General features: G+C 44.8%; 21 protein-coding genes, 3 pseudogenes and 2 riboswitches. Of the genes and pseudogenes, 19 read left to right on the top strand and 5 right to left on the bottom strand.

The features are described from left to right. Positions 1-143 precede the first annotated feature (143 nt). The 16 genes and pseudogenes from nirB to ACO9K6_RS00605 all read left to right on the top strand — a co-directional run. Complete coding sequence (nirB, locus tag ACO9K6_RS00680) at positions 144-2,291, top strand: nitrite reductase large subunit NirB (RefSeq protein WP_424765604.1); 2,148 nt, start codon at positions 144-146, stop codon at positions 2,289-2,291. Next, positions 2,279-4,429 carry an assimilatory nitrate reductase catalytic subunit NasC gene (gene nasC / locus ACO9K6_RS00675; RefSeq protein WP_424765603.1) on the top strand — a complete coding sequence of 717 codons (2,151 nt, stop codon included), beginning with the start codon at positions 2,279-2,281 and terminating at the stop codon, positions 4,427-4,429. The genes nirB and nasC overlap by 13 nt, the downstream gene beginning before the upstream one ends. 402 nt (positions 4,430-4,831) lie before the next feature. Further along, complete coding sequence (locus tag ACO9K6_RS00670) at positions 4,832-5,179, top strand: Na-translocating system protein MpsC family protein (protein WP_424765602.1); 348 nt, start codon at positions 4,832-4,834, stop codon at positions 5,177-5,179. A gap of 12 nt (positions 5,180-5,191) precedes the next feature. After that, positions 5,192-5,274: riboswitch (cyclic di-GMP riboswitch) on the top strand. Between the two features lie 147 nt (positions 5,275-5,421). Continuing rightward, positions 5,422-7,011, top strand: a complete 1,590-nt coding sequence (locus ACO9K6_RS00665; RefSeq protein ID WP_424765601.1) for a methyl-accepting chemotaxis protein — start codon at positions 5,422-5,424, stop codon at positions 7,009-7,011. 25 nt (positions 7,012-7,036) lie between these two features. Further along, positions 7,037-7,465, top strand: a complete 429-nt coding sequence (locus ACO9K6_RS00660) for a chemotaxis protein CheW (RefSeq protein WP_424765600.1) — start codon at positions 7,037-7,039, stop codon at positions 7,463-7,465. A 13-nt stretch (positions 7,466-7,478) separates the two neighbouring features. Next, positions 7,479-9,473: a chemotaxis protein CheA gene (locus tag ACO9K6_RS00655; RefSeq protein ID WP_424765599.1), complete on the top strand. Its 1,995-nt coding sequence runs from the start codon at positions 7,479-7,481 to the stop codon at positions 9,471-9,473. Between the two features lie 11 nt (positions 9,474-9,484). Beyond that, positions 9,485-9,952, top strand: a complete 468-nt coding sequence (locus ACO9K6_RS00650; RefSeq protein WP_424765598.1) for a chemotaxis protein CheX — start codon at positions 9,485-9,487, stop codon at positions 9,950-9,952. Positions 9,953-9,955: 3 nt separating this feature from the next. Then, entirely contained in the window at positions 9,956-10,315 is a 360-nt protein-coding gene (locus ACO9K6_RS00645; RefSeq protein ID WP_424765597.1) for a response regulator, read from the top strand. Positions 10,316-10,383: 68 nt separating this feature from the next. Then, complete coding sequence (locus ACO9K6_RS00640) at positions 10,384-11,163, top strand: formate/nitrite transporter family protein (RefSeq protein WP_424765596.1); 780 nt, start codon at positions 10,384-10,386, stop codon at positions 11,161-11,163. 251 nt (positions 11,164-11,414) lie between these two features. Continuing rightward, positions 11,415-11,507 (top strand): annotated as a pseudogene (locus ACO9K6_RS00635) (hypothetical protein); the annotation flags it as partial. A gap of 46 nt (positions 11,508-11,553) precedes the next feature. Continuing rightward, positions 11,554-12,289: pseudogene (locus ACO9K6_RS00630) on the top strand (3-hydroxyacyl-CoA dehydrogenase NAD-binding domain-containing protein). A 23-nt stretch (positions 12,290-12,312) separates the two neighbouring features. Next, positions 12,313-12,633, top strand: a complete 321-nt coding sequence (locus ACO9K6_RS00625) for an acyl-CoA dehydrogenase family protein (RefSeq protein WP_424765595.1) — start codon at positions 12,313-12,315, stop codon at positions 12,631-12,633. 114 nt (positions 12,634-12,747) lie between these two features. After that, the gene (locus ACO9K6_RS00620) at positions 12,748-13,257 is read left to right on the top strand and encodes a hypothetical protein (protein ID WP_424765594.1); all 510 of its coding nucleotides are present in this window, start codon (positions 12,748-12,750) and stop codon (positions 13,255-13,257) included. Positions 13,258-13,647: 390 nt separating this feature from the next. Continuing rightward, the gene (locus tag ACO9K6_RS00615; RefSeq protein WP_424765593.1) at positions 13,648-14,073 is read left to right on the top strand and encodes a tellurite resistance TerB family protein; all 426 of its coding nucleotides are present in this window, start codon (positions 13,648-13,650) and stop codon (positions 14,071-14,073) included. A gap of 300 nt (positions 14,074-14,373) precedes the next feature. After that, positions 14,374-14,541: a hypothetical protein gene (locus ACO9K6_RS00610; protein WP_424765592.1), complete on the top strand. Its 168-nt coding sequence runs from the start codon at positions 14,374-14,376 to the stop codon at positions 14,539-14,541. A 23-nt stretch (positions 14,542-14,564) separates the two neighbouring features. Continuing rightward, a pseudogene (locus ACO9K6_RS00605) lies at positions 14,565-15,338 on the top strand (IS66 family transposase); the annotation flags it as partial. Here ACO9K6_RS00605 and ACO9K6_RS00600 read toward each other — a convergent pair. Next, a complete protein-coding gene (locus tag ACO9K6_RS00600; protein ID WP_424765591.1) occupies positions 15,325-15,738 on the bottom strand; it encodes an organic hydroperoxide resistance protein in 414 nt (137 codons plus the stop codon). The pseudogene ACO9K6_RS00605 and the gene ACO9K6_RS00600 overlap by 14 nt on opposite strands. 235 nt (positions 15,739-15,973) lie before the next feature. After that, positions 15,974-16,876, bottom strand: a complete 903-nt coding sequence (locus ACO9K6_RS00595) for a LysR family transcriptional regulator (protein WP_424765590.1) — start codon at positions 16,874-16,876, stop codon at positions 15,974-15,976. Between the two features lie 149 nt (positions 16,877-17,025). On the opposite strand from ACO9K6_RS00595, the gene ACO9K6_RS00590 reads away from it, so the two are divergent. After that, positions 17,026-17,631, top strand: a complete 606-nt coding sequence (locus tag ACO9K6_RS00590) for an acyl-CoA thioesterase (protein WP_424765589.1) — start codon at positions 17,026-17,028, stop codon at positions 17,629-17,631. Between the two features lie 91 nt (positions 17,632-17,722). Here the strand turns inward: ACO9K6_RS00590 and ACO9K6_RS00585 are convergent, their stop codons facing one another. Next, positions 17,723-18,253, bottom strand: a complete 531-nt coding sequence (locus tag ACO9K6_RS00585; protein WP_424765588.1) for a superoxide dismutase family protein — start codon at positions 18,251-18,253, stop codon at positions 17,723-17,725. 14 nt (positions 18,254-18,267) lie between these two features. Further along, positions 18,268-18,426 (bottom strand): hypothetical protein, encoded by a 159-nt coding sequence (locus ACO9K6_RS00580; RefSeq protein WP_424765587.1) that lies wholly within the window; start codon positions 18,424-18,426, stop codon positions 18,268-18,270. Between the two features lie 197 nt (positions 18,427-18,623). Between ACO9K6_RS00580 and ACO9K6_RS00575 the strand changes: the two genes are divergently transcribed. After that, positions 18,624-20,180, top strand: a complete 1,557-nt coding sequence (locus tag ACO9K6_RS00575) for an ABC-F family ATP-binding cassette domain-containing protein (protein ID WP_424765586.1) — start codon at positions 18,624-18,626, stop codon at positions 20,178-20,180. Positions 20,181-20,391: 211 nt separating this feature from the next. On the opposite strand, the gene ACO9K6_RS00570 is transcribed toward ACO9K6_RS00575, so the two are convergent. Then, complete coding sequence (locus tag ACO9K6_RS00570) at positions 20,392-22,218, bottom strand: APC family permease (protein WP_424765585.1); 1,827 nt, start codon at positions 22,216-22,218, stop codon at positions 20,392-20,394. Between the two features lie 129 nt (positions 22,219-22,347). Beyond that, positions 22,348-22,515: riboswitch (cyclic di-AMP (ydaO/yuaA leader) on the bottom strand. A 228-nt stretch (positions 22,516-22,743) separates the two neighbouring features. On the opposite strand from ACO9K6_RS00570, the gene ACO9K6_RS00565 reads away from it, so the two are divergent. Next, a complete protein-coding gene (locus ACO9K6_RS00565) occupies positions 22,744-23,463 on the top strand; it encodes a YebC/PmpR family DNA-binding transcriptional regulator (protein WP_424765584.1) in 720 nt (239 codons plus the stop codon). The last annotated feature ends 370 nt before the right edge of the window (positions 23,464-23,833 follow it).

The following is a 23,833-nucleotide window of genomic DNA, read 5'->3' as shown; positions in this document are numbered from 1 at the left end:
ACTCATCTGGCAATGATGCCTTTTCCCTGATGAAACGGGAAAGGGCTTTTGCTGCTTATTTGCACCGTAATTTGCTGATGAAGAGGCTCGATGATCGTTATTTCATCATGATAATGGAAAACCAGGAATGGATGTGATCATACATGAGAAAAAAAAAACTGGTGGTCATTGGAAATGGCATGGCAGGCATCAAATGTGTAGAGGAAATTTATAAGCTTGATCCGCAGCAGTTTCAAATCACGGTGTTTGGGAATGAGCCTCACCCGAATTATAATCGCATTATGTTATCGAAGGTGCTGCAGGGGAATTCCTCAATTGATGATATTATCTTAAATGATTGGTCCTGGTATAAGGAAAGAGACATTCGATTGTATACTAATGAGATGGTCACGCGCATCCATACGGACTCTCGAATAGTCGAAACCTCATCGGGCTTGCAGGCAGATTATGACTCCCTTGTTATTGCAACGGGCTCATCGGCATTCATACCGCCGATCCTAGGTGTGAACAAAGCAGGCGTCATTTCCTTCCGAAATATAGAAGATTGCAGGACGATGATGGAATATGCCCGAAATTATCGAAAGGCGGCTGTCATCGGGGGAGGCCTGTTAGGGCTTGAAGCGGCGAGAGGACTGCTCAATCTTGGCATGGAAACGGACGTGATTCACAATGCGCCATATCTTATGAATCGTCAGCTTGACCGCATGTCTGCCGAGATGCTGCGCAAAGAGCTGGAGCAGCAGGGCATGCGCTTCTGGCTCAATAAAGATACGGAAAGCATTACGGGCAGAAATAGAGCTAAGGGTATCCGCTTTACAAATGGAATTACAATAGAAGCAGATTTAATTGTCATTTCAGTAGGCATTCGCCCGAATATCGGCCTAGCGCGAGCCAGCGGGATCGAAACGAACAGAGCTATCGTTGTGGATGATTTCATGCGCACGAGTGTTCCGAATGTGTATGCAGTCGGAGAATGCGCTGAGCATCGAGGAATTGCGTATGGACTGGTCGCTCCTTTGTATGAGCAAGGAAAAGTGCTCGCTAAGGTCATATGCGGCCAGGAAACAGGACCCTATGCAGGATCTGTCCCCTATGCGGAGCTTAAAATATCCGGTATCGAGGTTTTTTCAGTTGGTGAAATTTTAGAAACTGAAGCGGAAACCGCCTTGCAGATGTATGACGGAATCCGAGGAACCTACAAAAAGGTCATGATGAGAGAGGACGTGATACGTGGAGCTATTCTGTTCGGGGATACGGCGGAAAGCACTCAACTACTGAATTTAGTGAAGCGTGAAGCTCCAGTGTCCTCGCTTAGTCCTGCAGCGACCGCTAGTGGCGGCAGCGATAACGATGGAATCGTTGCTGCCATGTCAGATCGAGAGACCGTTTGCGCCTGCAATGCTGTCAATAAATCAGCTATTATGTGCGCTGTATTGGAGGATGGTTTGGAAACAACGGATCAGGTTCGGGATCGCACCAAAGCGTCGAGCTCCTGCGGCGGCTGCCGTTCAATGGTTTCAGCCGTCGTGAAGTATGCTCTCCTTAACGGAAAAACCAGCATAGCTGCAGGCGCTCCGCCTATATGCGCTTGTACACAGATGAGCCACGAGCTGCTGAAGGCTTCGATTGCAAGCAGTGCTTTTATTAGCACCAAAGAAGTCATGACATCGTTAGGCTGGAGCAAAGCTGATGGCTGTGCTGCTTGTTCCTCGGCTATCCAATACTATTTATCGCTCCTGCATCCTGACATTCCTGCTTGTGAAGCGGCGTTTCCCTTAAATGAAGCATTTATTGGCCTTACAGCAGGCTTCACGGCTAATATGCTTCAAGAGACCGTGCCTAAATCCGCATCATTTTTACTTGGGACAACGCTGCACAATCATTTCGGGCGTATGTTATTCCCTTACCACGTAAAAACGGCTGTTTCGTCCGGCCTTCATGAGCACGCGGGTGTACTCGTTCATGAAATCGGGATTACGGGCGCTCCTGCTGGATGGGAAGTCTATGCTGCTGGTCATGCGGAGCATCCGGTGAAACAGGGGCAGCTAATCGGCATTGCAGATACCGATACGCTTGCTCTAGAGCTTGCTGCTGCCTGTTTGCAGCTTTATCGGGAGCGAGCGCAATTCGGCGAGCCGATGTGGAAGTGGATGGAGAGGGAAAGCATTGTTGAGATTAGAGAAGCTTTATTAGATTTCGATATTCGGCAAGAGCTGCTGGATAGAGTTTTTGCCTCGGAGAAGTTTAATTTTAATGAAGAAAGGCCAGGTGACCGTGTATGCAGCAGATGATAAGAGAAACCTCACTTCATAAGCAAGCAAGCTTTCCAATTGATACACAATGTCCTTTCTGCAGTGTACAGTGCAAAATACGTATTACAGAAGCTGCGCCGATCCCGGACACCGGACGCCATACGTATAGAATAGAAGGAATTCCGAATGCAGCATCAGAAGGACGCTTATGCGTGAAGGGAATGAATGCGCATCAGCATGTGATAAGCGCTGAGCGTTTGCTTCAGCCCTTAATAAGGAAGGATGGCAGGCTAACGCCGGCTACATGGGAGGAAGCCTTAACTCGCATATATAATAATTTTGTTGCTGTAAGCCGGCGTTATGGTCCTGATGCGATCGGTTTATACGGAGGCGGTTCATTAACAAATGAGTCCTCTTATTTACTGGGCAAGTTCGCCAGAGTAGCGCTAAGCACGAAATATATCGATTATAACGGGCGTTTTTGCATGTCTGCTGCAGCATCTGCTGGAAATAAAACGTTTGGGATCGACCGCGGTCTAACTTGCCGGCTATCGGATATCCCGCTAGCCCGCTGCATTATTTTAGCCGGCACGAACATCGCGGAGTGCCAGCCGACATTAATGCCTTATTTTACAAAAGCGAAGGAAAACGGAGCCATTATTATTGTCATCGACCCGAGAGTGACCGCTACCGCCGCAATTGCCGACATTCATCTTCAAATCAAGCCCGGCACGGACGCTGCGCTTGCAAACGGTATGCTTAAAGTTTTAATGGACGAGAAACTTGAAAATAAGTCTTTTATAAACGACCGGACAAACGGCTACACTGAGCTTGTGCAGCATATATCAGGAGTCCAATTGGAAGAGATCGCAGATCTAACGGGCGTAGATAAAGAGATGATTCATAAGGCAGCGGTGACGTATGGTCAAGCGAGTACCGGTATTATATTTACGGCTAGAGGCGTTGAGCAGCAGACAGATGGGCATGCTGCCGTTCGGAATTTTTTGAATATGGTGCTCGTTACCGGAAAAATCGGCAAGCCAGGCTGCGGCTACGGTGCAGTTACTGGGCAGGGGAATGGACAAGGCGGCAGAGAGCATGGCCAGAAGAGTGATCAACTGCCAGGCTACCGTTCCATAGAGGATGAGCAGGATCGTGCTTATGTGGCTGGCGTATGGGGAGTTGATCCCGAGGAGCTACCCCGAAAAGGCGTATCCGCCTATGAGATGATGGAGCTGGTTCACGAGGGAACGATACGTTCATTGTTTGTAATGGGGTCCAACCCCGTCGTTTCAAATCCGAATGCAGATCGGGTAGAGGAAGGGTTGTCTAAGATCGATTTCCTTGTGGTAGCAGATATGTTTTTGTCAGAGACGGCCAAGCTGGCCGATGTCGTATTGCCTGTGACGGCCTACTTGGAAAATGATGGAACACTTACGAATTTGGAAGGCCGCGTGCTGCTTCGAGAATCCAAGCTTAACGCTCCAGGCGAAGCAAGGCATGACTGGGCCATCCTATGTGAGCTTGCTGCAATGCTGGGCAAGCAGCGATATTTCCCATTCGAATCGGCAGAGCAGATTTTCGAAGAACTGAGACAGGCCACCCGCGGTGGCCTAGCCGATTACTATGGCATTACGTATGAACGTCTCCGTCAAGAGGGCGGCGTGTATTGGCCTTGTCCTTCAACGGAGGGGCAAGCAATAAACGGCATGATGTTCGAGCAGACTTTCGCTCATGCGGACGGCAAAGCGATTTTCTTCCCCGTAGAAAGTCGGCTGCCTCAGGAGCAGCCTGACGAAACATATCCGCTCACGATGACGAACGGACGAGAGCTATCCCATTATTTAACAGGGGTACAGACACGAAGAAGCGCTTCACTCGCAGCACGGAGCGTGGAGAATTATATCGAGCTTCATTCCAAGACAGCAAAAAAATATAAAATTGAAGATGGGGAGTGGGTCGAAGTTCGTTCTCGCAGAGGAAGCTTCAGTGTCCGCAGCCGAATCACGGATAAAATAAGAGAAGATACGCTATTTGTGCCGATGCATTGGGGGGGGGTACAGAACGTGAATAAGGCGACTAGTCCCGAGCTTGATCCCCATTGTAAAATGCCAGGCTTTAAAACATCGACCGTAGCAATTAGATCGCTTCGTTCACAGACATACAGCAGAAGTTAGTTTTGTCCATTCTTTTTTAAAACCAAGGATATATATAATGCTGCAAGTCTTAGTTAAATGATTTTAATAAATATTAGAATCCCATGTATAAATACCTATTAGATGATTTATTTAGTCCATTTGACACATGTGATATCTGCGTGTATTATAAGAAATAATGCAATGGTGGAGTAATTTGGTATGAAGTTGCTTTCACTACGAATAGATACGATGACTGGAATGGTAAAAGGCATAATCTGATGTTGGCTATACATCCATCATAAAACAGCTTTGTACCGATTGAAGGTATATAGTTGTTTTTCGATGGTTTTTTTTTGCTCATCCACTATAATTTGAGGAAATACCACACAATCTTAGATTGCTAGCAAAGAAAATGGAAAATCCTTGAAGGGGCGAGGGGTCATGCAAAAAAAAGTACATCTATTCAATGAAATGGTTCGGAAGGTGCGGAAGGATCTATTCGGCAAAGGTCCGGATGAGGTGCGTACTGTTTTTGTAGATAATCAAGCAATCACGACGATGAGCGGAAATCTTACACCTGTCGAAAAGTTCATGACGCAGACCGAGCAAGGCGGAAATTTGGTTCACCAGGCCCGAACGAAGCTCATTCAGGAATACTATAATCGCAAAGTACCTGAGGGGATGGAAGAGTTGATTGGATCGAAATTGGTTCGTTTGTTTTCGGACATACATATAAAAGATGACCAAGCCGTTTCGGTTTTTGTTTTTGAACATCCTATTAAGAAGTGACAAGATTATTCCTATTGATAAAGGCAAACTTATTGAAAGATAAGGACGCAAAGCAACGGGTCTAAGGCGAACGCTATGACAGCCGGGCTACCAAAAGTGGTGTAAGGACCCTTTTGGGTCTTTTTTTATACGATCTTTTGGGATAATTTAATTTATTTCCAATAAGCTGCGGATAGCAGATGACATAAATGATTTTGTATAGAACGACAGAAGATATTATAAACAGGATGGAGTGTTCTATTTTGAAATGGTTTTATAATTTGAAAACGTCTGTGAAGTTAATTTCCGCATTTGTTTTGATGGCTATCCTACTTGCATTCGTTGGAATATTTGGTTTGTCTAATATGGGGAAAATCAATGATGAAGTAGGAATCACATACAATGAACGGTTAGTACCCATTGCTGATATTGCTGCCTCTCAAGTGTTATACCAGCAAATTAGAGTTAATATCCGGGATATGAACTTTATTGCTATTATAAGTGCAGACAAAAATATTTATGAAAATAATATAAACGAATTAAAAAATCAAATTTTAACGAACATGGATACATACCGTAATTCTGATTTGAGTGAGCAGGAAAGGGAAGTCATAAATAAATTTGATCCTGCATGGGAGTCATACAATGAAATGCTGGAACTTGCTATGCAATCCGCACATGCAGGTGATATAGACGAATATAAAAGAATCGCTCCTGATTTTAAAGCGGCCGGTGACCAGGTAGAAGGTGTTTTAATGGAGCTGATTTCCTTGAATATTACGACAGCACAACATGGGTTTGAGCAATCCAATGCGATGTACGAAGGCTCCCGAACCATGACCATAACGATTATCATTGTGTCATTGCTTTTCAGTATTGCATTCGGTTATTTCATGTCACAAATTATCGCACGGCCTCTGAATCGACTGGTGGGATTACTTGGTAAAGTGGCGGCTGGCGATTTGAGAGAAACATCGGATATCAATACAAGAGATGAGATCGGACAATTGGCGACATCCATAAACAACATGGTAATCAGTTTAAGGTCAACCGTCGGAGCCATTTTTGTATCCGCTGAAAGCGTTGCTGCTGCCTCCCAGCAGATCTCGTCAAGTACCGAGGAGATAGCCAGAGGGAGTAACAGCCAAGCGAGTGATGCTCAAACGATGAATGAACTGTTCTCGGAATTGTCAATAGCTATTAGTTCGGTGGCTCAGAGTGCAGAGCAAGCAGCTGATCTGTCTAATACAACAATGGATATTGCAATGGAAGGCGGCAAAGTGGTTCGTTCGTCCATCGAAGGCATGGTTGTGGTTAATGAACAGATGTCCCGATTAGAAGAGGATTCAAATAAGATTGGTGAAATTATTGAAGTAATTGATGATATTGCAGAACAGACGAATCTTTTGGCATTGAATGCTGCAATTGAAGCGGCGCGTGCAGGAGAGCAGGGCAGAGGGTTTGCGGTTGTAGCCGATGAGGTTCGTAAATTGGCTGAACGTAGCAGTGAAGCTACGAAGCAAATAACGTCAATTATTAAAGGTATGCAGCAGAATACGCAACACAGTGTGAGGGCAGTTGGTGAAGGCGTTGCATTTTCCAAAAAAACCGGTGAAGCGTTTGACAGCATCATTACGATGGTCAATCAATCTGCTCTTAAGGTTACGGAAATTGCCGCAGCGAGTGAGGAACAGGCCGCTCAATCCGCAGAAGTGCTTATTTCAATTGAAAGCATTTCCGCAGCTACGCAACAATCAGCGGCAAGCAGCGAAGAAACCGCAGCAACGGCTCTATCCCTGGCTGAGCTTGCACAGGATTTAAATAGTTCCGTATCCATTTTCAACATTAAATAGTTAAATGAAGAGAAGAGGTAGTGCGATGCAGGCTTCTAAGCAGGAGCAATATATTGAATTTGGCATCGAAAGTGAACAGTACGCCATTCGAATTCAGGATATACATGAAATTATTAAAATGCAGGATATTACTCAAATACCGAATGTCATGCCTTATGTAAAAGGAGTCATTAACTTGAGGGGCAGGATTGTACCGGTTATCAGTCTCAGGAACTTGTTTCGACTCCATGAAAAAGAGCATACAAAGGCAAGTCGAATAGTAGTTGTTCACCATCAAGATGACACTGTTGGAATCATTGTAGATCGCGTGAACAAAGTTACCACTTTCACAGACATTCAGCCTCCTTCAGAACGCGTTGGCGGACCTGACGGCAACTATTTCACAGGAATCGGATTAACGGATAGCAGCCTGGTCGGAATTTTGAAGCTGGATACCGTATTGCTTCATGAATAGGAGAGAAGACCCGATGTTGTCCGAATACAGGGAGCTGTTTCTGGAGGAACTGGAGGAGCAGCTGCAGCTCATGGATGAGGAAATTTTAAAGCTTGAGCAAGCTGGGAATTCGGAGCAGGTCATCCAAAGCTTGTTCCGAGCAGCACACACTTTAAAGGGCTCATCCGCAGTCATGGGCTTTGAAGATATGAAGAACTTGACACATGAAATGGAGCATCTCCTGGATCAAGTAAGAAGTAAAAAATTAGAGGTCACGAGCCCGCTAATCGATCTTCTCTTTCAGTCAATGGACTGCCTGAAACAACTAAAGCATGATGTTGTGGATAATGAAAGCTCGGCGACAGATATATCTGTATGCTTGCGGGAGCTTCAATCTTTTTCGGGAAAGCCTGCGGAAATTGCTTCTGGAACTGTACAAGTGAAAGGCACACTTGGGATAAGCTTAGATACCCGCTTGAAGGCACAAGAAGCTCAGGATCAGGGTCTTCAAGTTTTTTGGATCGGTATGAAAATTGTATCCGAATGTGTAATCAAAGGGGCACGAGCTTGCGTCATTCACTCCAAATTATGCGAATGGGGAGAAGTTTTACGTTCCGAACCGAAATTAGAAGAGATCGATGAGCAGATGGATACACCTGTCGAGATCACCTTCCTATTTGCAGGTGACAAAAGCTCAACGGTGATAAAGGATCTCACCTCCAATTTGATTGAAGTGGTCGATGTGTGGGTGGAACCGTTAGACAGCATCGAAGCGGCAAGGATCAGTCCAACGGTGTCGGCTCAAGAAACCGTTGCTGTTAATGATCAGCACGCTGCAAAAAGCCATACCAAATCCCAAACGATTCGGGTCAGCGTGGAACGACTGGAGCATCTCATGAATTTGGTAGGCGAGCTCGTTATAGATCGTACCCGCATTCATCAGGTGGAACGAACATTGAGTCGGAGATTTACCGACGATTCAGTGAATGAATTGGGCCAGATTTCTGACCATCTCGATCGTGTAATTGGAGATATGCAGGAAAGTGTAATGAAAGCAAGAATGCTCCCGATCGAACAGCTGTTCAACCGGTTTCCGCGAATGGTCCGTGATTTGTCCCGAGATTTAGGCAAAGAGATCGATCTTATTGTTGAAGGCAAAGATACAGAATTGGATCGTACTCTAATCGAAGAAATCGCTGATCCCCTCATTCATTTAATAAGGAATGCAGTGGACCATGGTATCGAGACGCCTGAAATAAGGGAAACAATGGGCAAGCCCCGTAAAGGAGCTTTAAAAATCAAAGCGGCACATGAGGATAATCAGGTCGTTATCTATGTAGAAGAGGACGGCGCAGGCATAGATCCAGCAAAAATGAAAAGATTGGCCGTGCAAAAAGGCGTTATCGATCAGGAAGAAGCGGATCAATTGACTGAAAAGGAAGGCATCGACCTTATATTCCGCCCCGGATTTTCGACTGCTGCTGTATTAAGTGATGTATCCGGCCGTGGAGTTGGCATGGATATTGTCAAAAGCCATATTGAAAAGCTGAATGGCATGATTGATATCGAAACGGAGCTGGGACTGGGGACACGATTCAGAATCAAGCTCCCGTTGACATTAGCGATCATCGATGGATTGCTCGTGAAACTCTATAACCAAATCTTTATTATTCCTATGAGTAATATTGCTGAAATTGTTAGAGTAAATGATATTCAGCAGGTTCACGGGAAATCCGTTATTTTGCTGAGAAATCAGGTCATCCCGGTAGCTTGGGTTCATGAGCATTTCCGTATGCCTAAACCGCAGAAGGAGAAGCGCCATATCCCGCTCGTGATCGTAGGTTCTGCAGAAAAGAGATTAGCTTTAGCTGTAGATGAGCTGATCGGTAACGATGAAATCGTAATCAAGTCACTGGGCTCCTATATTGGAAAAGTTGATGGTATTGCAGGGGCAACGATATTAGGCGACGGAAAAGTAGCACTAATCTTAGAAGTGTCAAAAATCATAAACAAATTTAGCGGAAAGTGAGGCGAATCTTAATGTCAATAGTCAATGTAGGTGTGAACGATCTCGTAGAAAGTATAATTGCTTCAGCTAGAGCGGTGCTTCACGTGCCACTGAACATAGAAGAGCCGCGATTGTACAATGAAACCGTATTATTAAGCGAGATGTGTGTGTTGGTGGGCTTTACCGGTGATTTAGAAGGACGTTTGGTTATCGATGGAGGTATCCCTACATTCGGGAAATTAGGGGAAAGCATGTTCGGTATGGCGCTTGAAGGTGAAATGCTTCATAGCTTTGTTGGAGAGATAGCCAACATGGTAGCAGGAAACGTTTGTACGCATATATCCCAGAAGGGATTGAAGTTTGATATTACACCCCCGACTATTCTGGAGGGAGAAATAAAAATGTACGGCTATAATAAGGCGATCGCCGTTCCACTAGTCATACATAATATTGGTGAGATGAATTTTATTTTATTATTACAAAAGGAAAAGGGAGAATAGTTGATGGCGAATATATTGGTTGTAGATGATGCGGCATTTATGAGAATGATGTTAAAGGATATCCTCACAAAAGGAGGTCACCAGGTAGTCGGTGAAGCGGGAAATGGAATTGAAGCGATTGCAGTATATGAAAAAGTAAAGCCGGATTTGGTTACGATGGATATTACAATGCCGGAAATGGAAGGGGTAGAAGCTTTAAGGCGAATCAAACAAAACGATCCGAAAGCGAAGGTCATTATGTGTTCCGCAATGGGACAACAGGCGATGGTGGTCCAAGCGATCCAAGCGGGCGCTAAAGATTTTGTAGTGAAGCCTTTTCAAGGCGACAGGGTGCTTGAAGCTATCAGAAAGGCATTAGCTTAATGATAGAAATAGGGATAAATCAATTATGGTTTGTCACTTTCGTTTAGATCATTTTGTGGGTGGACATCATGGCATTTCATACTCCTCGGCATATTGCTGAGCTAACGATGAAGGCCGGAGAACGCAAAGCGTCTCTGACCTTACCCTCTTTACTGGTTTTAGGTTTTTTAGCTGGAGCTTTCATAGCCTTCGGCTTTCTCGTTCATATTCGAGTAAGTGCGAATTTGCCGGATGACTGGGGGAGCTTTGCTTCGTTTTTAGGAGCTGCAGTATTTCCGGTAGGACTTATTTTAGTGATCATAGCTGGGGGAGAATTAGTAACAGGCAACATGATGTCGCTCTCCATTGCCCTAATGTCGGGGAAAATAACCGTCAGGCAGCTTCTCACGAATTGGTTCTGGGTGACACTGAGCAATTTTGTCGGGGCGGTTTTCGTTGCTTATTGCTTTGGTCATGTTGTCGGTTTAACAGAGACGGGCCCCTACTTAGAGAAGACAGTAGCGATCGCTCAAGCAAGGCTTGACGACACCTTCCTTCAGGCATTTATCTCAGCGATAGGATGTAATTGGCTGGTGGCGCTTGCTGTTTGGTTATCTAGTGCCTCGGACGATGTTGGGGGAAAAATATTGGGCATATGGTTCCCGATTATGACGTTTGTAGCGATCGGGTTCCAGCATGTCGTGGCCAATATGTTTGTCATTCCTGCAGCCATTTTTGCCGGTTCGTTCACCTGGATTGATTATTTCAGCAATTTTGTGCCTGTTTTTCTCGGAAACTTAGTGGGGGGAGCTGTATTTGTAGCAGCAGCTTATTGGTTTATTTATATAAAGGACGCAAAACCGGAATAAACTCCAGCTCATCAAAAGCGCAAGCCCTTCCTGCATAGGAAAGGCTTATTTTTTTGGAATTTCCGTGCTGCTGTGTATTGGAAAAATAGGGGTGAGCGCATGAACAAGAAAGTTATTTTTGCGCATGGCGCATTCATATACTAAAACAAACACGGATACCGTCGAACTTTGTCCTTGATCCTTTGCTTCAAGGAGAGGCTTACCTGTGCTTTTGATCATGTTCATATGGCCGTTCACGGAAGCCGCGTTGCGGTGCAAGAATCGTTCTAACCTTGGTGCATGAGTTGGTCAGGCGCGGCGGCGGGCAAGGCATTGCTGCCATTTGCAGCGGGGGAGCGCAATGAGATGCTATTTTAATCCAGGTGGATGATTGAATCTGGGGTGGTGAAGATGGAAATCCGCAATATCACCGTCATCGGTGCGGGACAAATGGGCCGTGGAATTGCTCAGACATTCGCGCAAAACGGATTTGACGTAGCTTTGTATGATATCGATGGGGCTGCTGCGAGCGGGATTAATGCAATTCAAGCCTCACTTTCACGTCTGGCTGATAAGGGGGAAATTACGGAGGAACAGAGCACAATCACAATGGAGGCCATAACCCCTTCTACGGATTTAGACTGCGCCAAAAACTCGGAGCTTGTCATAGAAGCGGTGCCTGAAAATATGGAGCTCAAAAAATCGTTGTTCAAGGATCTGGATCTGCGCTGTAATTCGAATGCTATCCTAGCATCGAATACGTCTTCGCTATCGATTACTGAAATTGAAGAATGTTGCGCATGCGCTTGGGAAAACGGCAGTGGAATCGAAGGATTTTCCAGGCTTCGTGGCCAATCGCATACTCATGCCGATGATAAATGAGGCCATTTATACGGTCTATGAGGGAGTAGCGTCGGCGGTATCCGTGGATCAGGTCATGAGGCTTGGGATGAATCACCCGATGGGGCCGCTTGCGCTCGCTGATTTCATTGGACTCGATACATGTTTAGCCATTATGGAGACGCTTCACTTGGGCTTTGGCGATTCGAAATATAGACCTTGTCCACTGCTGCGCAATTATGTGAAGGCTGGCTGGCTGGGACGGAAGACGGGAAGAGGCTTTTATCTTTACGATCCGAAGGGGTAGGTTCATGAAAGGAGTGCCTAACCATGGAGCTTCGATATACGAGGGAGCAGGATAAGCTGCGTCTGGAAGTAAAACATTTTGCGGAAACAGAGCTGGCGCCTGCCGTTTCATTCATGGAATTGCATGATGAATTCCCTACTGGTCAATTGAAGCGTATGGCGGAGCTTGGCTTCATGGGCATACCGATCGCGAAGCAATGGGGCGGCGGGGGAAGCCTTAGGCGCATTCGCTTTGACGGTTTGTCGTTTGACCGCAGCGTTTTGGATGAAGAGGTCTCCAGCCAATTCATTAATCGGGTGAAAGATTACCTTGAAGAACATGATTTGGATGCCTTTATTCTTTAAAGAGCAGCGGAAAAATATTTGTAGCTGCTTTGTAACTTATTTGGCACGGCAGACGTTATATTCTATAGGTAGGCAGAATAAGAATATACACCACTATGAAGGAGCGTCTGCGCGATGAAAAAATATACGATGGTTGCTCTCGTTGCTATTACATGTCTTACGGCCTTTAATTTTGCGCTGGCGGGAGGCCGTGATTATAAACCGATAGTGGTAACGCCAAATTTGGAAACAGGCTTTATTGATCAGATTGAGAAACAGGACGATCGTTATGTATTGTCCTTTGATCGAATGGAATGGTACGAGGGGGAGCAAGCGGTCCAAAAGTTTCTGGAGCGCGAAGGTGACGGCGAGATGGAAGGACCTCCGGACGGCTATTACATTATAAATGATAACAGTACCTTAATATCATTAACTATTGCTGAAGATGCTGATGTGCGCATGCAAATTTATAACCGGACTGGAAATATCGCAGAAGCGGATATTTTATGGGATGAGCAAATTTCAATAGAGAAATTCGTTGAACTTATGAACACGGAGGATGAGCTTGATCTGAAAGGCTTTCCTTATCATTTAACGGTGAAGGACGGAGAGGTCGTTCGCATTGTACAGCAGTATATTCCGTAACTTATGTAAGAAGGCCGCCAGATCGGAGGCCACTGAAAAAGTCACCATGATGTAAAAAAGGTACAGTTCCTCAAAAATAGGAGGAGGCTGTACCTTATTTCTTGTATAATTAAGTCATCATAGGGATGCTGCCAAAGCGATTGCAGAGAAAATCGCGAATTATAATAAAACAGTCAATCCATAATTGTTTTTGATGGAATATCATGAAAAATAAAAATGACGGTGCAGAACTATCCTCTGCACCGTTATTTTTATTGATGCTGAACAGGGATCAGTGGAATTCAATTCGAATTTTGTAACATAAAAAGAATCTTGTAGGAAATGTTCAAGAGATGTCGAATTTTATTTAGGAAAGCCAAAAATAAAAATAAGGTTGAGGAGTGAATGATATTGTTCTTGCATTTTTTACAAACTAAGGAGCATAAAGAAGCATTTTTAGAATTAGCACATCTCGTTGCGAATGCGGATGGATTCGTGAATCGAAAGGAAAGGGGATATTTGCGGTCGATCATGGATGAAATGGAGCTTCAGCAGTCCGGATATGCCTTCTCGTCCGAAAGGGAGCTGAAGGACATTGTTGGAGGCATACAGGATGATGCCATAAAAAACATCTTTTTCATTGAAATATTATTGCTTATTTTCGCTGACGGCGATTATAACGATGATGAAAAGCAAATTGTCATGGACATTAAACGACTGTTCGGATATACGGATGACATCTATGAAGCATTCAAAGGCTGGGTTATTCGTATGGATAAGCTGAAAATCGAAGGCACGAATCTGATTTTGGATCCTTCCAGCCAGCTGCAGCACTAAATTCACAAATTGAAAATAATGTATCAGGAGCTGTCCCACAAGGTTGGAAACGACCTCAGGTGCAGCTCCTTCGTTTAATACCGATGTGGAAGGTAATTCGATGTAGAACTGTAAGCACCTATGTGCTCTTACAGTGTGAGAGTAATGTATGTTTGTGATCTGTTAGAGCCAATGTGTGCTTACAGCTCGGATTTGTAAGCGTCAAGCACTCCCCGCCTACGAATCATAAATACGTCATGAGATAATCCTCCTCAGAAGCCAACCAGAGGAGGATTTTCTATACCAAGAGAAGAGATTCTAATGAAATGGGAAGCGCGTATCGCAGCGTTCCGCGCGAGTGGAGAAAAAGCGAGCCATTGGTGCAACGCCAATCAGGTGAATCGTCGTCAGCTCTGTGAAGTCGTTGCCGGACTCCAGCCTTCCTTGCTACGCGAGGTCGTACGAGCACTGGAGGTCGATCTGGTATAACGGCAAGTCTATGCTTGTCGTCACTGCAAACACCTATCGTTACTGCACCGAGGCCGAAGCCGCTCTATCGGCAAGAACAACAATTTGCCCGTCTAGGTTATGCGCTTTCCCGGCAAACGATGGCGAACTGAATGATCTACGGATCCGAAACCTGGCTGACGCCGCTGTACGAGGCGCTCAAGGCGTATGTGTTGCGACAGGATGTGCTGCATGCGGACGAGACGACGCTGCAGGTGCTGAAGGAGCCGGGCAGTCTGCGGAATCGACGTTGTATCTCTGGCTCTACCGTACGGGGCGCGGCGTATCACCGGCGGTACTGGATGAGTACCAGCGTCGGCAGTGTCACCGGACAGGGATTTGCGTTTTTGCAATCAGCTGTACGCCATCGAGCGTGAGGTGGCAGAGGTTTCACCGGAGGAACGCCTAGCCGAGAAGCAGAAGCGAAGTGTTCCGATGCTGGAGGCTTATGCGGCATGGCTCAAGCAGCAGCGATCCTGGACGCTTCCGAAAAGTTTGCTTGGGCAGGCGATCGCATACAGCTTGAACCAGTGGGAGAAGCTGACCACGTTTCTGGAGGATGGGCGTTTGGAGCTGGACAACAACCGTAGCGAGCGGTCCATCAAGCCATTTGTGATCGGACGGAAAAACTGGCTGATTGCGAACACGCGCGCGGGGCCAAAGCAAGTGCGACGATCTACAGCGTGATCGAAAGTGCGAAAGAGAACAGACTGAAACCCTACAACTACTTGTTGTATCTCTTCGAGCAACTGCCGCATCTAGCTGCTAAACAAGATTAAGCTCTACTTTAATATTACCGCGAGTCGCTCTTGAGTATGGACACACTTGATGTGCCTCATCGACCAACTCCTTAGCCACACTCCCCTCGACGCCGCCTAACGTAATATCCAGCGCAACTTCAAGCGCAAAATTACCTTCATCATCTTTACCGAGCGTAACGTGGGCCGTTACTTCCGTTTTTTCAACTTTAATTTTTTTCGTTCTGCATACCACATTCAACGCGCTCTCAAAGCATGAAGCATAACCTCCAGCAAAAAGCTGCTCCGGATTTGTCGCACCGCCTGGACCGCCAAGCTCCTTCGGCGTTCTCACATCGACATTCAAGTAATTGTCGCTCGAGATGAGCTTGCCATCTCTACCTCCGGTTGCTGTAACCGTGGCTGTATATAGTTTTTGCATGTTAAAAACCTCCATTATGGGTAATTGGCTTTATTAATATGTCCCGTTTGCTCATCCAGCAACCAGATACATGATAAGGATAATTTACAGCACATCAGACTTTTTCATACTGGGCGTAAGAGTGAAATCTGCGATAATCCGCTTTCTCCATCAAGAATGTAGGGATCGGTGCGGTTCTAAAAGGGAAACTTATTCACACAAGATGACAATTTACACGGAGCAGCTCCTGCTTCATTTAGGATTCGTAGGTGGCTCGCACAAGCTCTGATTTTACAATATGAATCCATTCTCGTGCCGCAAAGGATAAGTATTTATCTTTACGCCAAATCATTGATAATTGCCAACGAATGGTAGGCTGAAGGACAGGAATAGTCGTGAATCTTCTGGGGTCAAGCTGCTGGCAAATACCTTCCGGCAGGAGGGTAATGCCGTATTTGGCAGCAACCATTTCGGTCATAAAATCCCACTGTGAGCTTTCGAATACGATCCGGGGCTCAAAGCCGGCTGCTTCGCATTGTTCCTTAATTAGATGATGAATCGTGAAGTCTTTACGAAACATGATAAATGGCTCGTGTTCCAGCTGGTTCAGCCGGATCGTCTTATGTGAAGCCAGATTATGATCGACATGGACGACTAGACGCAAATCTTGGTTAATGCAGGGAAGGATTTCATATTTGTCTTCATCCTTGACCGGAAGAATAACCATGCTAAAATCCAATTCACCCTGCAGAATATCCTGCTCTAAGCTTTTCCCGCCTTGTTCAATGACGGTTAATCGGATTTGAGGATATTGCGTCAAAAATTTCTCGATGATGGATGGCAGGAAATATCCGCCGATCATAGGAGGGATGCCGAGCCGTAGATTTCCTTTTTTTAAGCTGACAACCTCTTCAAGCTCGCTGGACATGTGTTCAACTGACTGAATGATAAACTTGGCCGAACGAAGAATGGAGGTGCCGGCATCGGTTAATTGGATCTGCTTGGACGAACGGTCGATAAGCTGAACACCAAGCTCTTCTTCAAGCAATCGTACCATTTTGGATAAAGACGGCTGGGTAATATGAAGATTGCGCGCCGCTAGTGTAAAGCTGCCGGCTTCGGCTACAGCCACAAAGTAATGTAAATGTTTAAGGTCCATTGCGATGTACTCCTTCAGCGGATCATAAGGGAAATATAGTGAAAAGGAATGTAATCTATTCGATATATGTATTTTACCTATAGGTTTATCGGGTGTAAACTAGTTGGTATCGAAAGCTTATATAGAAGAAAGGTGTTACCATGAATATCATGGAGAAACGTGCAGTACCCGTAATAACCCGACCATCATCAGCATCTCTAACCATAAAGGATGCCATTGTTTTGCCGCCGGATACCAATCATCACGGTACGATTTTTGGAGGAAAGCTCATGGCTTATATAGACGATGTAGCGACGATCGCTGCAACCAAGCATGCAAGACGCCCTGTCGTAACGGCCTCGACAGACTCGGTAGACTTTTTGCATCCGGTAAAAAAAGGCGATGCGGTAAGCTTGTCAGCCTTTGTTACTTGGTCACATAAAACGTCAATGGAGGTTTTTGTCCGGGTAGTAACGGAGGATTTGCTTACAGGCATACGCAGAGTTTGTGCAACTTCCTTCTTGACCTTCGTCGCATTGGGGGAGGATGACAAACCAACAGAGGTGCCGGGGGTCGTTCCAGAAACGGATGAAGAACGACTGCTGTATGAGACAGCGCCTGAACGTAAAGAGGCCCGGAAAATTCGAAGGCAGGAAAGCAAGCATTTCGCGAAATATTTGGGAACGGATTATCCTTTTAAGAAAACAAAGGAGCAGTCCTTGCTAAAGCGTTCCTTAAGTAATGGCTATGAAAGCGCATGGGAAGCAGAGTGGTAAGAAAAACGTAACAAGAAGCAGCAAGAATACAGTTTCTTCTGAACTGAAGCCAGGTATTCAAATGAGTACCTGGCTTTTGCTATTGGTGCAATTATTTGATGACCCCGCAAGCGATACGGTTTCCGGAATTGCCGGATGGATCCGTCAAATAGTCGTCTGCTTTTTCATGAATGATCAACGACGTACCCTCTGTCCTTAATAAAGAGTTAGGCTTCCCTTTTTCAAGCGTGACCGTTTGGCTCACAAGATCGGTGATTACTTTTCCGTCCGCTCCGACCTCAATGTTCAACAAATCACCGGCGTGATAGCCTTTCGGATTTTTGAATCCGTGTTGTTTGCTTTGCGGATTAAAATGAGGACCCGCTGAAGCGAAATCAGGTCCTGTACATTGTCCTGCATTGTGGAAGTGTATACCGTGCGTTCCGGGAGGTAGCCCTTCCGCCTCGACGTGCAGGTAAACCTTACCTGCATGCTCGGTAACCCGGGCTGTTCCTACTGTTTTGCCGTCGCTATTGATCATATTGACCGATATTCCGCCAGTATCTGAACTGGACAGTGCATGTACGCTGCTTAATGGAAGAACGCATAACAGCATACTGAAGTACATAATTATTTTTTTCATATGGTTACCCCCTATTAATCCTCAGGTATTCGATCAACAAATAAACTTGTGACATGGGTAGAATCACCTTTTTTTATTTCTTTCTCAGACGCTTCCTCATCCAATTCTTGCAGCGTATCCATTCCGGGCGCAATCGTAGGCTCATGCTCGTTTAACTCTTTCTCTTCCTGCAAGCAAAACGCTCCTTTCATTTTTTTAACTCATATCCCAATCTATCTTGTTCATAAATTTCGTTTTTATGCAGCATAAGCAGGGTTTGAATGGGTGAATTACAATAACAGTATAGGCGTTAAGGGATAGACATTGAGTTATTTGCCTTTTTACGCTTATAATATAACGAGCATTTATTTTAAAAGAAAAGGTGTCATTCATGAGCATATTAAACGTTGAACGATTAAGCCACGGCTTCGGAGATCGCGCGATCTTCAATGACGTATCCTTCCGCCTGCTGAAAGGCGAGCATATCGGACTAATTGGAGCCAATGGCGAAGGAAAATCTACCTTTATGAACATCATTACGGGCAAGCTTCAGCCGGATGACGGAAAAGTCGAATGGTCTAAGCGCATGCGCGTAGGATACCTTGATCAGCATGCGGTTCTTAGCAAGGGCATGACGATCCGTGACGTCCTAAAGGGAGCCTTTCAATATTTACTTGATATGGAACAAGAAATGAACGATATGTACGCCAGGATGGGCGACGTAACTCCAGAAGAGCTTGAACAGATGCTCGAGGATGTCGGGACCATTCAGGATACATTGACGAATCAGGATTTTTACATGATTGATGCCAAAGTCGATGAAACCGCACGCGGATTGGGGCTTACTGATATTGGACTGGATAAGGACGTCAACGACTTGAGCGGCGGTCAGCGGACGAAGGTATTGCTAGCAAAACTGCTCCTAGAGAAGCCGGACATATTGCTCCTCGATGAGCCGACGAACTATCTCGATGAACAGCATATCGAATGGTTGAAGCGTTACCTGCAAGAGTATGAGAATGCATTCATTCTAATCTCACATGATATCCCGTTCCTGAATAACGTCATTAACCTGATTTACCATATGGAGAATCAAGAGTTAAATCGATACGTTGGAGATTATGACCATTTCCAGCAGGTCTATGAAATGAAAAAGCAACAGCTAGAATCTGCTTTCAAGCGCCAGCAACAGGAAATTGCAGATTTGAAGGACTTCGTAGCCCGCAATAAAGCGAGCGTAGCGACGCGTAATATGGCAATGTCCAGACAGAAGAAGCTCGACAAAATGGATGTTATCGAGCTAGCGAAAGAAAAACCGAAGCCGCAGTTCAGCTTCAAGGACGCCAGAGCCTCCGGCAAGCTGATATTTGAGGCTGCCGATCTCGTCATCGGTTATGACAGCCCCTTATCTAGACCGCTTAACCTTCGTATGGAGCGCGGACAGAAAATTGCGCTGGTCGGTGCGAATGGCATCGGTAAAACAACGCTGCTTCGGAGTATTCTAGGTGAGATTCAAGCGCTGTCAGGCTCTGTTCAGCTTGGAGATATTCTAAGCATCGGTTATTTCGAACAGGAAACGAAGGATACCAATTACAATACATGCATTGAGGAGCTGTGGAAGGAATTCCCTTCCTTATCTCAGTTCGAGGTGCGTGCGGCACTGGCCAAGTGCGGATTGACAACTAAGCATATCGAGAGCAAGATTGCCGTGCTAAGCGGTGGAGAAAAGGCGAAGGTTCGTTTATGCAAGCTGATCAATCGCGAAACGAATCTACTCGTACTCGACGAGCCGACCAATCACTTGGATGTGGACGCAAAGGATGAGCTTAAGCGTGCTCTGAAGGCATACAAGGGAAGCATTTTGCTTATTTCTCATGAACCTGAATTTTATCGAGATGTCGTAACAGATACTTGGAACTGTGAATCGTGGACAACAAAGGTATTCTAAACAGTGATCTATATAGCTCAAGCCTGCTTAACCATCATTGGTTAGGCAGGCTTTTTTTATTTGGTCATGATCAAAGCTCGGGTTTGAATTCAATTCCCAATTTACCGATGAAAATGCAACGTGTATGATTGTCAGCGACAATAAAGCGCTGTTGTCATTCGCTGCTGTCACAAAGCTTAGGATAGACGACCCTGTCTCTGCATTCCATTTTCTATTTCTTTAAATGATACGGAACGGTGGTTACAATTACATTTTTACGGTACAGCAGGTGGGCACGAATCATTAAACTTGTTTGGTTGTGCAAAATGTTGTGCCAGCCTTTCTTGGGAATGAATTGTGGGATAATCACCGTGACCTGATAGTTTGATTCACTCGCTTTTCTCTGCACAGTATCAATAAACTTGCTTAATGGCTGAATGATACTTCTGTATGGTGTATGCAGCGATACCAGTCTTACATCTGGCCTCCAATTTCTCCACTTTTCTTCAAGCCTTGCTTCATCATCTCTTTCAAAAGGGATATGGACGGCAATAATCTGTGCTGCCGCCAAGGACTGGGCATAGTTTATGGAGTTCTCCACCACATACGTGATACCTGCTACCGGCACAATAATTACATTTCCCTCGATCTGAATAGCAGGCTCACACGTTGTCAGTCTTAGCTGCTCGCTCACTGCTTCATAATGCTTTTTAATCCGATGAAAGGCAAAAATAATAAGCGGTAGAAATATGAAGACCGGCCAAACCTGGGCGAATTTTGTTAAAAAGAACATGATCGTAACAATAAAGCTAATAAGAGCGCCTGTTGTGTTAATTATTAGCTTTGAAATCCATCCCGGCGGCTTTTGCCGGATCCATTTCAGCATCATTCCTGTTTGGGACAGGGTGAAGGGAATAAATACTCCGACAGCATATAACGGGATTAAATGCTCGGTTTGTGCTTTAAAAACAATAATTAAGATGATGGATAAAATGCCAAGTATGATAATGCCATTGGAATAGCCGAGTCTGTCTCCTCTAACCGTAAACATTCTTGGTATGAACTTATCTTTGGCGAGATTTACGGCTAGCAAAGGGAAAGCTGAATAGCCAGTATTAGCGGCAAGTATAAGAATTAATGCGGTCGTTCCTTGCACGAAGAAGTACATAAAATTACGGCCAAAGGTTTGTTCGGCGATTTGTGAGACCACGGTTACATCGGCTTTAGGCGTTATTCCGTAATAATAGGCTAAAAATACAATTCCCGAAAATAACAGCGCAAGCAGGGCACCCATTGCAATTAACGTTTTAGAGGCATTATTCGGTGCCGGATTTCTAAAGTTTGGAATTGCATTTGAAATAGCCTCAACTCCTGTTAATGCGGAGCTTCCCGAAGCAAAAGCTCTTAGGAGCAGAAATAAGCTAATACCCGCCACTGGCGTACCGATAGTCGTGTGTAAATCGTGTGAAACATGACCCGTTATCAAATTATAAATGCTTGTTCCGATTAATAGGAATAACGCTAAAACAAATAAATATACCGGATAGGCTAATATCGAAGCGGATTCCGTTATACCGCGCAGGTTCAAGATAGTAATGAATACGACAAACACAATGGCAATGATTACCGTATGCGCATGCAAACTTGGAAAAGCCGAGGTTATGGCGTCTGTTCCGGCGGAAACACTTACTGCTACGGTTAAAATATAGTCAACCAACAAGGAGCCCCCGGCTATTAACCCAGGGTATTTGCCTAGATTTTCTTTTGATACCACATAAGCGCCTCCGCCATGCGGATAGGCAAAGATAATTTGCCGGTATGATAAAATAAGGGCTAATAATAAAACCAATACGCCTGCCGCAATTGGTATGGAGTACCAAAATGCTGCAGCGCCTACTGTGATTAACACTAACAGAATCTGTTCCGGACCGTATGCAACGGAAGACAAAGCATCCGATGAAAGGATGGCGAGCGCCTTTGTTTTATTTAGTTTTTGCTCCCCGAGTTCTGTGGACTTTAAAGGTCGACCGATTAATAATCGTTTTAATAAAGTTAACATTTTGATCACCGCCATGAATTGATTCTTAATTTAAGTATGCTCTGCTGCTTATGAATCCATTTTTCTGTTTTTTTCCACGAAAAAAAACGCAGAGGAATCCCCCCGCGGCCATAATCGAACCGAAGTTGTTTCACCTCTCTAACAACGCTTACGAGGTTAGCTGACGGATTCGGGCGTTTAGAGTCGCCCTACAGCGTCGCTATCTTTCAGCGTCACTGATTCACCCCATGCGGCGAATTATGCTTCGTCGCGCTTGGTTCCCCCGATTTCCACTTGGAAATTCAGCGAGTGTTGTTATTTAACTTAATGGATTTATCATATTCCTCAAATTATATTGTGTAAAAGATCATATTCATTCAAAAACAGTCGAATAGGCAAGGTTTCACTCATGAATGCGGATACAATTTATTGGCTCGTTAGCGCATCATCATTTTAAGCCTAATATTCTATTTTAACTCGTCCAAAACGAAAGAAAATCGGTTATAATAAAAAAATGTAAAGTAAAAACAAGAAAGTGGGATCAGCATGGGTCGTAAATGGAACAATATTAAGGAAAAAAAAGCATCAAAAGACAAAAATACGAGTCGTATTTATGCAAAATTCGGCCTCGAGATTTATGTCGCAGCAAAGAAGGGTGAGCCTGATCCAGAATCTAATCGCGCCCTTAAAGTTGTACTGGAGCGGGCAAAAACGTACAATGTGCCTAAAGCAATCATTGACCGTGCTATCGAAAAGGCAAAAGGCAGCTCGGATGAACAATATGTGGAGTTACGATATGAAGGCTTTGGACCGAACGGCTCCATGGTCATTGTAGATACATTGACAAATAACGTGAACCGTACAGCTTCAACTGTCCGTTCTGCATTTAATAAAAACGGCGGAAGTATGGGAGTTAGCGGATCGGTAGCTTATATGTTTGATTCCACGGCAGTCTTTGCATTAGAGGGTAAAACACTAGATGAAGTTATTGAGATCATGTTGGAAGCGGATGTAGACGTGCGTGATGTTTTAGAGGAAGAGGAATCCATATTGGTATATGCTGAGCCTGATCAATTCCATGCTGTGCAGGAAGCATTTAAAAATAACGGGATTACTGAATTTACAGTTGCAGAATTAACGATGCTTGCACAAAATGACGTGAACCTTCCGGAAGACGCACAAGCACAATTTGATAAATTGATCGATGCGCTAGAAGACCTAGAGGATGTTCAGCAGGTATATCATAATGTCGGATTTGAAGATTAAACTGAATTCTTGTATATATAAATAGATGAGCAGCAGTGGATTCCGAACAGTGGATCCTCTATATTTTATTTATCGACAGTAACATAGTGATTTGGAGCGGATATACTGATTTTGAATATGCAAGACAGGCTCTCAGCCTTAATGTGACCGATTATTTGGTAAAGCCAGTAAGATAGTGATTAGATAGATTAATTATTAATAAGGTTAATTATTGGAATCGTAAATAAAGAAGCTATCCTTAAAAACCGGAACCTGTGATCGTATGCAGGTGTTCCGGTTTTTTTCAACTGAACAGTCAGTTGACGAACCTCCCGCGGAACGGAGTCTTTTATGAGGAGGGAGAATTACACGCGCAGATGGTCTGCTCTCC

The organism is Paenibacillus praedii (assembly GCF_049725345.1).
GTDB lineage: Bacteria > Bacillota > Bacilli > Paenibacillales > Paenibacillaceae > Pristimantibacillus.
The sequence above is the reverse complement of the archived record's forward strand: the minus strand, read 5'-3'. Positions and strand labels throughout refer to the sequence as shown.

What these genes read in the sequence shown, in the direction of transcription:
- nirB (WP_424765604.1), top strand. Translation starts at nt 144, where the DNA reads ATGAGAAAAAAAAAACTGGTGGTCATTGGAAATGGCATGGCAGGCATC.
- ACO9K6_RS00610 (WP_424765592.1), top strand. Translation starts at nt 14,374, where the DNA reads ATGAAATGGGAAGCGCGTATCGCAGCGTTCCGCGCGAGTGGAGAAAAA.
- ACO9K6_RS00595 (WP_424765590.1), bottom strand. Translation starts at nt 16,876, where the DNA reads ATGGACCTTAAACATTTACATTACTTTGTGGCTGTAGCCGAAGCCGGC.
- ACO9K6_RS00600 (WP_424765591.1), bottom strand. Translation starts at nt 15,738, where the DNA reads ATGCAAAAACTATATACAGCCACGGTTACAGCAACCGGAGGTAGAGAT.
- ACO9K6_RS00575 (WP_424765586.1), top strand. Translation starts at nt 18,624, where the DNA reads ATGAGCATATTAAACGTTGAACGATTAAGCCACGGCTTCGGAGATCGC.
- ACO9K6_RS00620 (WP_424765594.1), top strand. Translation starts at nt 12,748, where the DNA reads ATGAAAAAATATACGATGGTTGCTCTCGTTGCTATTACATGTCTTACG.
- ACO9K6_RS00655 (WP_424765599.1), top strand. Translation starts at nt 7,479, where the DNA reads ATGTTGTCCGAATACAGGGAGCTGTTTCTGGAGGAACTGGAGGAGCAG.
- ACO9K6_RS00640 (WP_424765596.1), top strand. Translation starts at nt 10,384, where the DNA reads ATGGCATTTCATACTCCTCGGCATATTGCTGAGCTAACGATGAAGGCC.
- ACO9K6_RS00585 (WP_424765588.1), bottom strand. Translation starts at nt 18,253, where the DNA reads ATGAAAAAAATAATTATGTACTTCAGTATGCTGTTATGCGTTCTTCCA.
- ACO9K6_RS00645 (WP_424765597.1), top strand. Translation starts at nt 9,956, where the DNA reads ATGGCGAATATATTGGTTGTAGATGATGCGGCATTTATGAGAATGATG.
- ACO9K6_RS00570 (WP_424765585.1), bottom strand. Translation starts at nt 22,218, where the DNA reads ATGTTAACTTTATTAAAACGATTATTAATCGGTCGACCTTTAAAGTCC.
- ACO9K6_RS00670 (WP_424765602.1), top strand. Translation starts at nt 4,832, where the DNA reads ATGCAAAAAAAAGTACATCTATTCAATGAAATGGTTCGGAAGGTGCGG.
- nasC (WP_424765603.1), top strand. Translation starts at nt 2,279, where the DNA reads ATGCAGCAGATGATAAGAGAAACCTCACTTCATAAGCAAGCAAGCTTT.
- ACO9K6_RS00650 (WP_424765598.1), top strand. Translation starts at nt 9,485, where the DNA reads ATGTCAATAGTCAATGTAGGTGTGAACGATCTCGTAGAAAGTATAATT.
- ACO9K6_RS00625 (WP_424765595.1), top strand. Translation starts at nt 12,313, where the DNA reads ATGGAGCTTCGATATACGAGGGAGCAGGATAAGCTGCGTCTGGAAGTA.
- ACO9K6_RS00660 (WP_424765600.1), top strand. Translation starts at nt 7,037, where the DNA reads ATGCAGGCTTCTAAGCAGGAGCAATATATTGAATTTGGCATCGAAAGT.
- ACO9K6_RS00565 (WP_424765584.1), top strand. Translation starts at nt 22,744, where the DNA reads ATGGGTCGTAAATGGAACAATATTAAGGAAAAAAAAGCATCAAAAGAC.
- ACO9K6_RS00590 (WP_424765589.1), top strand. Translation starts at nt 17,026, where the DNA reads ATGGAGAAACGTGCAGTACCCGTAATAACCCGACCATCATCAGCATCT.